This is a genomic window from Rhizobium sp. TRM96647, from assembly GCF_025780115.1.
Taxonomy (GTDB): domain Bacteria; phylum Pseudomonadota; class Alphaproteobacteria; order Rhizobiales; family Rhizobiaceae; genus Mycoplana.
In genome coordinates this window covers 304,973-314,681 of sequence record NZ_JAOXHF010000007.1, presented here as the reverse complement: position 1 = coordinate 314,681, position 9,709 = coordinate 304,973, and the positions used below count along the sequence as shown (strand labels likewise).

8 protein-coding genes and 1 pseudogene are annotated in these 9,709 nt (G+C 65.1%); 2 read left to right on the top strand and 7 right to left on the bottom strand.

The genetic code is table 11. From position 1 onward, the window contains the following. Nucleotides 1-225 precede the first annotated feature (225 nt). Nucleotides 226-1,170 (top strand): phosphoribosylaminoimidazolesuccinocarboxamide synthase, encoded by a 945-nt coding sequence (locus OCK02_RS15655; protein ID WP_263813872.1) that lies wholly within the window; start codon nucleotides 226-228, stop codon nucleotides 1,168-1,170. A gap of 116 nt (nucleotides 1,171-1,286) precedes the next feature. On the opposite strand, the pseudogene OCK02_RS15650 reads toward OCK02_RS15655, so the two are convergent. The 4 genes and pseudogenes from OCK02_RS15650 to metG all read right to left on the bottom strand — a co-directional run. Beyond that, a pseudogene (locus OCK02_RS15650) lies at nucleotides 1,287-2,051 on the bottom strand (MBL fold metallo-hydrolase); the annotation flags it as partial. A 182-nt stretch (nucleotides 2,052-2,233) separates the two neighbouring features. Further along, entirely contained in the window at nucleotides 2,234-3,079 is an 846-nt protein-coding gene (locus tag OCK02_RS15645) for an MBL fold metallo-hydrolase (protein ID WP_263813853.1), read from the bottom strand. Between the two features lies 1 nt (nucleotide 3,080). Beyond that, the gene (locus OCK02_RS15640; protein ID WP_263813852.1) at nucleotides 3,081-3,860 is read right to left on the bottom strand and encodes a TatD family hydrolase; all 780 of its coding nucleotides are present in this window, start codon (nucleotides 3,858-3,860) and stop codon (nucleotides 3,081-3,083) included. A 21-nt stretch (nucleotides 3,861-3,881) separates the two neighbouring features. Beyond that, a complete protein-coding gene (metG, locus tag OCK02_RS15635; RefSeq protein WP_263813851.1) occupies nucleotides 3,882-5,432 on the bottom strand; it encodes a methionine--tRNA ligase in 1,551 nt (516 codons plus the stop codon). 234 nt (nucleotides 5,433-5,666) lie between these two features. Between metG and OCK02_RS15630 the strand changes: the two genes are divergently transcribed. Next, nucleotides 5,667-6,467 (top strand): sulfite exporter TauE/SafE family protein, encoded by an 801-nt coding sequence (locus tag OCK02_RS15630; RefSeq protein WP_263813850.1) that lies wholly within the window; start codon nucleotides 5,667-5,669, stop codon nucleotides 6,465-6,467. Between the two features lie 17 nt (nucleotides 6,468-6,484). Here the strand turns inward: OCK02_RS15630 and OCK02_RS15625 are convergent, their stop codons facing one another. From OCK02_RS15625 to OCK02_RS15615, 3 genes are all read right to left on the bottom strand, one after another. Then, nucleotides 6,485-7,522: a DNA polymerase III subunit delta' gene (locus OCK02_RS15625; protein WP_263813849.1), complete on the bottom strand. Its 1,038-nt coding sequence runs from the start codon at nucleotides 7,520-7,522 to the stop codon at nucleotides 6,485-6,487. Further along, nucleotides 7,519-8,199, bottom strand: a complete 681-nt coding sequence (gene tmk, locus OCK02_RS15620; RefSeq protein ID WP_412178844.1) for a dTMP kinase — start codon at nucleotides 8,197-8,199, stop codon at nucleotides 7,519-7,521. The genes OCK02_RS15625 and tmk overlap by 4 nt, the downstream gene beginning before the upstream one ends. A 140-nt stretch (nucleotides 8,200-8,339) precedes the next feature. Beyond that, a complete protein-coding gene (locus tag OCK02_RS15615; protein WP_263813848.1) occupies nucleotides 8,340-9,500 on the bottom strand; it encodes a D-alanyl-D-alanine carboxypeptidase family protein in 1,161 nt (386 codons plus the stop codon). Between the last annotated feature and the right edge of the window lie 209 nt (nucleotides 9,501-9,709).

The window sequence follows — 9,709 nt, the reverse complement described above, 5'->3', positions numbered from 1 at the left end:
TGACCAGTGCGTCGAGAGGCGAGACTGTCGCATCTCTAACTGGCCCAACTGTCGCATTACTAAATAGCCGCGACACAGAGATATCACATAAGATAGATTATGGAACTATCTTATGTGATATTCAGCCGTCGAGCCCGCTAACGCCCCCTTTGTCTTGACCTTCTGGGCTGCGCCTGCTTTAGCGCTGTCATCATTCCTGCATGCGAGGCCCGGACGATGAGCGAACTGCGCGTACTTTCAGATGCCTTCATTCCCGAACTGCCGGGCCGCTACAAGGGCAAGGTTCGCGAAAACTACGATCTGCCCGACGGCAGTCGCATCATCATCGCGACCGACCGGCTAAGCGCCTTCGACGTCATCCTGACCTCGATCCCGTTCAAGGGTCAACTGCTGACACAGACGGCGCGCTACTGGTTCGAGGAAACGGCCGATATCTGCCCGAACCACGTGCTGGCCTATCCGGATCCCAACGTCGTCGTCGGCACGCGGCTCGACATCCTGCCGGTCGAGGTCGTCGTGCGCGGCTATCTCGCCGGAACCACCAGCACCTCGGTCCTGACAAAGTACCGCAACGGCGAGCGCGAAATGTACGGCATCCGCCTGCCGGATGGCCTGCGCGACAACGAGAAGCTGCCGCAGCCGATCATCACGCCGACCAGCAAGGCCTTCGACGGCGGCCATGACGAGCCGCTCTCCGGCGACGAGATCCTGGCCCAGGGCCTGCTGACCGCCGACCAGTGGGACACCGTTTCCGCCTATGCGCTGGCACTCTTCGCCCGCGGACAGACACGCGCCGCAGAACGCGGCCTGATCCTGGTCGACACCAAGTACGAGTTCGGCACCGACAAGGACGGCCGCATCGTGCTGGCCGACGAGATCCATACGCCGGACAGCAGCCGCTACTGGATCGCCGACAGCTACGAGACGGCGTTTGCCGCCGGCACGCGGCCGCAGAGCTTCGACAAGGATTTCGTCCGCGCCTGGGTCACCGAGCGCTGCGATCCTTACAAGGACCCGATTCCCGAAATCCCCGCCGAACTCGTCGAGCAGACATCGAAGGTCTACGTCCAGGCTTACGAGACGATCACCGGCCAGACTTTCGTGCCGGACCTCTCTGGAGCAACCGTGCTGGAGCGCGTCCGCAAGAACCTTGCACGATACTTTCCATAAAAAATAGATATATCAGCATATTAAAGCGGTAAAATAAAGTACCTTGTTAGATTTTCGGCATCGATGCGCCGCATCGGGCTGGGCTTCGGATGACCTGTGCGCGCCCTGCCCGCCGCTCAAACTCCGCCGCTAGCCTGCGCTTCGACCTCCTCGGTGACGTCGAATTCGATCGCCATCTGGTCGTAGGCCGGCTCGACGTGGTCCGGCGTCTCGCCCATCACGGTCTCGTAGTCGAGCGGCACATGCATGTGCGTCAGCACGGCGCGGCGCGGCTTCAGGCGGGCAATCCAGTCCAGCGCCTGGCCGAGCGAGAGATGGCTCACATGCGGGTGATACTGCAGGGCGTCGATCACCAGGAGATCGAGATCCGAAAGCCGGGCCACCGTTTCGTCCGGAAAGCCGCTGACGTCGGTGCAATAGGCGAAGCCGCCGACACGGAAGCCAAGCGAATGGATCGCGCCGTGCACCTGCATCAGCGGCTGGAAGCGGATATCGCCCCCGGCGCCGCCGATCACGACCGGCCGGTCGACCGGCTCGATCAGATTGGCGCTGACGATCGGCGGATAGAAGCCGCCCTTTGGTGTCTCGAGGCAGTAGGAAAAGCCCTCGCGGATGCGCTCCATCGTCGGCCGGTCCGCCCAGATCGGCATCTGTCCGCCATGGATGACGTAGCCGCGGATGTCGTCGATGCCATGGATGTGGTCGGCATGGGGATGGGTGTAGAGCACCGCATCGATGCGGGCGACCTTCGCCGCGATCATCTGTGCGCGAAAGTCCGGCCCCGTGTCAACGACGACGGTCGTCGTTCCTTCCGGGCCGATCTGCTCGACCAGCAGCGCTGCGCGCGTCCGGCGGTTCTTCGGATTGTCGGGATCGCAGGCGCGGACCTCTCTGGAGCAACCGTGCTGGAGCGCGTCCGCAAGAACCTTGCACGATACTTTCCATAAAAAATAGATATATCAGCATATTAAAGCGGTAAAATAAAGTACCTTGTTAGATTTTCGGCATCGATGCGCCGCATCGGGCTGGGCTTCGGATGACCTGTGCGCGCCCTGCCCGCCGCTCAAACTCCGCCGCTAGCCTGCGCTTCGACCTCCTCGGTGACGTCGAATTCGATCGCCATCTGGTCGTAGGCCGGCTCGACGTGGTCCGGCGTCTCGCCCATCACGGTCTCGTAGTCGAGCGGCACATGCATGTGCGTCAGCACGGCGCGGCGCGGCTTCAGGCGGGCAATCCAGTCCAGCGCCTGGCCGAGCGAGAGATGGCTCACATGCGGGTGATACTGCAGGGCGTCGATCACCAGGAGATCGAGATCCGAAAGCCGGGCCACCGTTTCGTCCGGAAAGCCGCTGACGTCGGTGCAATAGGCGAAGCCGCCGACACGGAAGCCAAGCGAATGGATCGCGCCGTGCACCTGCATCAGCGGCTGGAAGCGGATATCGCCCCCGGCGCCGCCGATCACGACCGGCCGGTCGGCGGGCTCGATCAGATTGGCGCTGACGATCGGCGGATAGAAGCCGCCCATTGGCGTCTCGAGGCAGTAGGAAAAGCCCTCGCGGATGCGCTCCATCGTCGGCCGGTCCGCCCAGATCGGCATCTGTCCGCCATGGATGACGTAGCCGCGGATGTCGTCGATGCCATGGATGTGGTCGGCATGGGGATGGGTGTAGAGCACCGCATCGATGCGGGCGACCTTCGCCGCGATCATCTGTGCGCGAAAGTCCGGCCCCGTGTCAACGACGACGGTCGTCGTTCCTTCCGGGCCGATCTGCTCGACCAGCAGCGCTGCGCGCGTCCGGCGGTTCTTCGGATTGTCGGGATCGCAGGCGCCCCAGTCGCCGGTGATGCGCGGTGTCCCGGGAGAAGAGCCGCAGCCGAGAATCGTGAAGCGCCGCCGGTAGCCGACCATGTCAGAGCCTTGGCATCTTGGAGAAGATGCGGAACGCGTTCTCGGTGGTGATCGTCGCGATCTCGGCCTCAGACAGGCCGAGCGTTTCGGCAAGCACCGCCGCGGTGTGGGCGACGTAGGCCGGCTCGTTGCGCTTGCCGCGGAACGGCTTCGGCGCAAGATAGGGCGCGTCGGTCTCCACCAGCATGCGTTCGGTCGGCACGGTCTTGGCGATCTCGCGCAGCTCCACCGATTTCGGAAAGGTCAGGATGCCGGAGAACGACACGTAGCCGCCGAGTTCGACGCCGATGCGGGCGAGTTCGGCACCGGAGGAAAAGCAGTGGAGCAGGAAGGGAAATGCCCCCTTCCCCATCTCCTCCATCAGGATCGCCGCCATGTCCTCGTCGGCGGAACGGCTGTGGATCACCAGCGGCAGGCCGGTCAGGCGTGCCGCCGCGATGTGGTTTCGCAGGCCTTGCGCCTGAGCCTCGCGCGGGGCGTTGTCGTAGAAATAGTCGAGCCCGGCCTCGCCGATCGCCACCACGCGCGGATGCTGCGACAGCCGCACCAGTTCGTCGACGGTGACGTCGAGTTCCTCGTCGGCATTGTGCGGATGGGTGCCGACCGAGCAGAAGACGGTCGGGTACTTTTCAGCGATTTCAAGGATTTGCGGGAATTTCCTGACCCTTGTCGAGATCGTCACCATCTGCGCGACGCCGGCGGCATGGGCGCGGGCGACGATCGCGTCTCGCTCCGCCTCGAAGTCAGGAAAGTCCAGGTGGCAATGGGTGTCGATCAGCATCTTTCAGGTCCAGGCTTGCCCTCAGGCCTCCGGCGCGACGTAGCGCGGGAAGACCGGCGTCGGCGCTTCCAGCGGCGTGCCGCTTTCGAGACGACCGGCCTCGCCGAGCGCTGCGAAATCGCGCTTGTCGGCCGGGGCCGCGACGAGGTCGAGCAGCTTCGCCGAAGACGCCGGCATGAAGGGCTGCAGCAGGATCGCGATCTGGCGGACGACCTCGGCGGTGACGTAGAGCACCGTGCCCATCCGCTCCGGATCGGTCTTCTTCAGCGCCCAGGGCGCCTCGCCGGCGAAATAGCGGTCGGCCTCGGAGACGACGGCGATGATCGCCGCCAGCGCCCGATGGATCATCAGCTTGCCCATCTCGTCGCGGGTGACGGCATGCAGCGCGTCGGCCGAGGCGAGCATCGTCCGATCCGCCTCCGTCAGTGGGCCGCAGACCGGGATCCGGCCGTCGCAGTTCTTGACGATCATCGACAGCGAGCGGCTCGCCAGGTTGCCGATGCCGTTGGCGAGGTCGGAATTGATGCGCGTGGCGATCCCCTCCTCGCTGTAGCTGCCGTCCTGGCCGAAGGACACCTCGCGCAACAGCACGAAGCGGATCTGGTCGAGGCCGAAATGCTCGACGAGATTGGCCGGATCGACGACGTTGCCGAGCGACTTCGACATCTTCTCGCCCTTGTTGAGCAGGAAGCCGTGGGCGAAGACCCGCTTGGGCAGCGGCAGTCCGGCCGACATCAGGAAGGCCGGCCAGTAGACGGCGTGGAAGCGGATGATGTCCTTGCCGATCATGTGGATATCGGCCGGCCAGTATTTCGCGCGCGGCCCTTGCGGATCGGTCAGGTAGCCGGTGGCGGTGATGTAGTTGGTCAGCGCGTCGACCCAGACATACATGATATGGGCCGGATCGTTCGGCACCTTGATGCCCCAGTCGAAGGTGGTGCGCGAAACCGACAGGTCCTTCAGGCCGGACCTGACGAAGGAGGCGACCTCGTTGCGGCGCTCGGTGGGCCCGACAAAGTCCGGCTGCGCCTCGTAGAGTGCCAGCAGTCTGTCCTGGTAATTGGACAGCCGGAAGAAATAGCTCTCCTCCTCCACCCACTCGACCGGGGTGCCCTGCGGCCCGTAGCGAACGCCGTCGTCGCGCAGTTCCGTCTCGCCTTCCTGGTAGTAGGCCTCGTCGCGGACCGAGTACCAGCCGGAATAGCTGTCCTTGTAGATGTCGCCGGCCTCGGCCATGCGGTTCCAGATCACCTGGCAGGCCTCATGGTGGCGCTTCTCGGTGGTGCGGATGAAGTCGTCGTTGGACGCATTCAGCAGCACCGCCATCTTCTGGAACTCGGCGGTATTGCGGTCGGCGAGCTCCTGGGCGGAGATGCCTTCCTTGCGCGCCGTCTGCTGCATCTTCTGGCCGTGCTCGTCGGTGCCCGTCAGGAAGAACACGTCGCGTCCGTCCAGCCGCTGGTAGCGGGCCACGGCGTCGGTCGCGATCAGCTCATAGGCATGGCCGATATGCGGCTTGCCGTTCGGATAGGAGATTGCCGTGGTGATGTAGAAGGGCGACGTATCTGTCATGGGCGAGGCCTGGCCTGTCTATTCCTGTGATTGTCGCAGCTATTAGCGCATGCGTCCTTGAAGGGAAACAGCAAGTTTGCACCTCTGCCCTGCCATCAGCCGTGCCGGCCGACGATGGTGCTTGCTTGACAGCCTATCGGCCCATCTCTAACCATGCCGCGCTACTGACCCGTTTCGTGAGGTTTCGATACCGACGATCAAGGTGTTCGGCTCGAAAACCCAAGGAAACGCTGTTTGGACTTCTTCAGCACGTTCAATCCCCTGTTCTCCGTTTCAGGCTTCTTCGTGGGCCTGCTTGTCGGCGTTACCGGGGTTGGCGGCGGATCGCTGATGACGCCGCTTCTGGTCCTTCTTTTCGGCGTCCACCCCGTCACCGCCGTCGGCACGGACCTCCTCTATGCGGCGGTCACCAAGGGCGCAGGCACCTTCGTCCATGGTCGCAACAGGACGATCGACTGGAAAGTCGTGGCCAGGCTTGCGGCCGGCAGCCTCCCGGCGGCAGCGGTGACGCTCTGGTTCGTGTCCGGCATCGACCGCCACGACATCGCCGCTGTCGCGACCATCACGATTGCGCTCGGCTACATGCTGATCCTGACGGCCGTGCTCCTGATCTTCCGCCGCCGCATCATCGAGAAGATCCGTCACCTGATGCGCGACCGGCGGCCGGTGCAGCCTTCTACCGTCGCGATCCTCACCGTCTGTCTCGGGCTGACGCTCGGCGTGCTGGTGACGCTGACCTCGGTCGGTGCGGGGGCGCTGGGCGTGACCGTCCTTTTGGCGCTCTATCCGGGTCTGAACGTGCGCAACATCGTCGGCTCCGACATCGTCCATGCCGTTCCCCTGACGCTCGTCGCCGGCCTCGGCTACTGGAGCATCGGCGAGGTCGACTGGGCCATGCTGGCGACGCTGCTGGTCGGCTCCATCCCGGGCATCATGATCGGCAGCCACCTCTCCCCTCGCCTGCCCGACCGCATCGTCAGCGCGATGCTGGCCGTCACCCTTGCCCTGGTCGGCACCAAGCTCGTCTTTTCCTGAGGGACGATCGGTCGGCCTCAGCCGCCCATCTGACCTGCGATCTCGTCGAGGATCTCGATGACCGTCTGCTTGCGGTCGAGATTGTAGCCTGCGGCAATCGCGATCTTTTCAGTGAGCGCCGAGGACAGCCGCGCCAGCCGATCGGCCGCCGCGATGTCGCCGCCGACGGCCGCAGCCCGGGCGCGTGTCACCACATGGTCGTTCGCCTGCCCACAGAAGAAGTCGTAGAGCGTGTCGCCGTCCTTGGCCGCCAGCACGTCGGCGAGTTTGTGCACGTCCTTGCGCGGCGCACCGCCACCCTGGGCGACGATCGCCTGGAATGCCTCCAGGATGTCGAAGCCACCGTAGTTGATGAGCTTCAGCGCCGTCGACACGCTGCCGCCGGCAGCCTGAAGAAGCCGATCCGATCGGGACGGCGGCAAGGCGACGCCGAGGCTGCCCAGCGCCTGCTCCAGGTCCGGATCCGAAAGCGGCGCAAGGGTCAGCGGCAGGCAGCGCGAACGGATGGTCGGCAGGAGCTTGCCCGGAGCATGGGTGAGCACGAGGAACATTGCGTTGCGCGGCGGTTCCTCCAGGATCTTGAGGATGGCGTTGGCGGCATTCCGGTTCAGGTCGTCGGCGGGATCGACGATGACGATCCGCCAGTTGCCGCTTCCCGAGGTCTGGGCGAAGAATTTTCCGGCGCGGCGGACCTCGTCCACAGTGATCGCAGCGCGCATCCGCCCCGTCTTCTCATCCACCGGCCGGGAGAGATGCAGGAGATTGTGCGAGGCGCCCGAGGCGATCTGCCGTCCGAGCGCCGAAAGCGGATCGGGATCGGCGATCGTTTCCGGGGCCGAAAGCGGGTCGGGATGGGTGAGGACATGGTGGGCGAAGCGGAAGGCCAGCGTCGCCTTGCCGATGCCCTCCGGCCCCTCGATCAGGATCGCATGGTGCCCCTTGCCGGAGCGATAGGACTGCGCGAGGAAGGCTTCCGCCGCCGCATGGCCGAAAAGATGCGCCTGCTCCGCCGGTGCCGTCGCGCCGTCCAGCAGGCCCGGATGCTCGGTGCTCACGTCGCATCCTCCGGATGGGCAAGGCGGCTGCGCCGGCCGAACGGCAGCAGCGGCTCGACGATCGAAAGGATCTGGCGGGCGATATCCTCGCGCGGTTGCGAAGCGTCGATGACGCGGCACCGCAGCGGCTCGCGCTCGGCAAGATCGAGAAAGGCCTCGCGACGCTTCTCGTGCGTCTCCAGTTCCTCCTTCTCGAACCGGTCCGGGGCATTGTCCACCGGCCCGGCCGAACGCTGGCGGGCCCGCTCCAGGCCGATTGCGGCCGGCAGGTCGAGGATCAGCGTGCAATCCGGCATGACGCCGTTGACGGCGACCTGCTGCAGCCGTTCGATGAACTCCGCCTCGAGGTTGCCGGTGATGCCCTGGTAGACCCGCGACGAATCGACGAAGCGATCGCAAAGCACGACCCCGCCCCGGCGCAGCGCCGGCCGGATCAGTTCCTCGACATGGTCGCTGCGGGCAGCGGCAAACAGCAACGCCTCCATGCGGGTGCCGAAATGCTCCGCGGCTCCCGACAGGATGACATGGCGGACCGCCTCGGCGCCTGCCGAGCCACCCGGCTCCCGGGTCACGAGCACCTCCTGCCCGCGCTCCTGCAGCGCCTGCGCCAGCAAGCGGATCTGGGTCGACTTCCCCGCCCCCTCACCGCCCTCGAACGTTATGAACAAACCGGCCAAACCGACCTCTTCCCACTCCGGCGCACCGGCATCGTCCGGCCCTTCGGGACCGATTCCGCCCACTACTAGCGCATATCCTTCAAAACCGAAAACGCATTCGCGGGGATGCCGGCACGGCACCGCCGCCCGCGCAACCGGCCTCAAAGCCAGAAGAACAGCAGTTCCTGGAGCGCATCGAGCGCACGGCTGGAGAGTGTTCCGACCTCGACGCTTGCCGCCGTCTGCAGCGGCACCTCTCGCAGGAAGCGGTCGCCGTTCCAGATCCGCAATACGCCGACCTGTTGGCCCGGCGCGACCGGCGCCTGCAGCGGCCAGGCATAGACCACGCGCGCCGACAGCCGCTCCTTGTTGTCGACCGGCAGCAGGACCTCGACATCGCCGGGCGTTACCAGCGGGACGGTGTGGACGCTGCCGCCATAGACGCTGGCCTCCGCAATGGTGTCGCCGGCCTTGAAGAGCGTCTTCGACCCGAACGCCGTCATGCCCCAGTCGATCATCCGCCGGGCCTCGTCGATCCGCTCCTTCTCGCTGGCAATCCCGGCCAGCGCCAGATACAACCGGCGGCCGTCGCGCTGCACCGACGCCAGAAGGCCGTAGCCGCTGTCCTCGGCAAAGCCGAGCACCAGCCCGTCGACGCCGATGTTCATGCCGACCAGCGGGTTCCGGTTGCGCTGCCGGATCTTGTTCCACTCGAATTCCGGCTCGGAATAGTAGCGGTAGTATTCCGGATAGGTGTCCCTCAGATGGCGCCCGAGTGTCACGAGATCCTGCATGCTGACCTTGTTGCCCGGGTCCGGCAGGCCGGTGGCGTTGGCAAAGTGCGATTGCGAAAGCCCCAGCGCCCTCGCCTCCTCGTTCATCCGTGCGGCAAAGGCTGCCTCCGAGCCGGCCATGCCTTCGGCCAGGATGATGCAGGCATCATTGGCGGCCTGCACGGCGACGCCGCGGATCAGGTCCTGCACCGAAACCTGCGACTTCAACGCTGCGAACATCGTCGCCGTGCGCGACGGCGCCCCGCCGGTCCGCCAGGCGTGTTCGGACACCGAATAGGTCGTCTCGAGCGCGATCTCGCCCGCCCGCAACGCCTTGAAGACGACGGCCAGCGTCATCGCCTTGGCCAGCGAAGCTGACGTGACCGGCTCGCCTTCCTTGCGCGAAAAGAGGATCGTCCCCGTCCCGGAATCGATCAGGTAGGCCTGCCTGGCCTTGGTATCGAAGGCACCGGAGAGCTGTGACTGTGACCAGGCGGTCGATGTCAGGATCAGCGAGAGGACGAGGACGGCGATCGATCGGAAGGACATGGAGACTCCGGCATTTGTCCTAAAGTCCTACACATCCATCCGTTCGGCAAGCAACCGTCCGGGCGTTTGTCTCACGGGATTTATACCAACCTGCAGTGATATTGACCGATTGCGTGGGACCGCCTGCGGTCATCCGGCGAGGAGCATACCGCAGAGCGATGCCTCAGCATCGGTCGAGGATTGCGACGCTGCCGGTGGCCGACAGACGG

What these genes read in the sequence shown, in the direction of transcription:
- OCK02_RS15615 (WP_263813848.1), bottom strand. Translation starts at nt 9,500, where the DNA reads ATGTCCTTCCGATCGATCGCCGTCCTCGTCCTCTCGCTGATCCTGACA.
- OCK02_RS15645 (WP_263813853.1), bottom strand. Translation starts at nt 3,079, where the DNA reads ATGGTCGGCTACCGGCGGCGCTTCACGATTCTCGGCTGCGGCTCTTCT.
- OCK02_RS15640 (WP_263813852.1), bottom strand. Translation starts at nt 3,860, where the DNA reads ATGCTGATCGACACCCATTGCCACCTGGACTTTCCTGACTTCGAGGCG.
- metG (WP_263813851.1), bottom strand. Translation starts at nt 5,432, where the DNA reads ATGACAGATACGTCGCCCTTCTACATCACCACGGCAATCTCCTATCCG.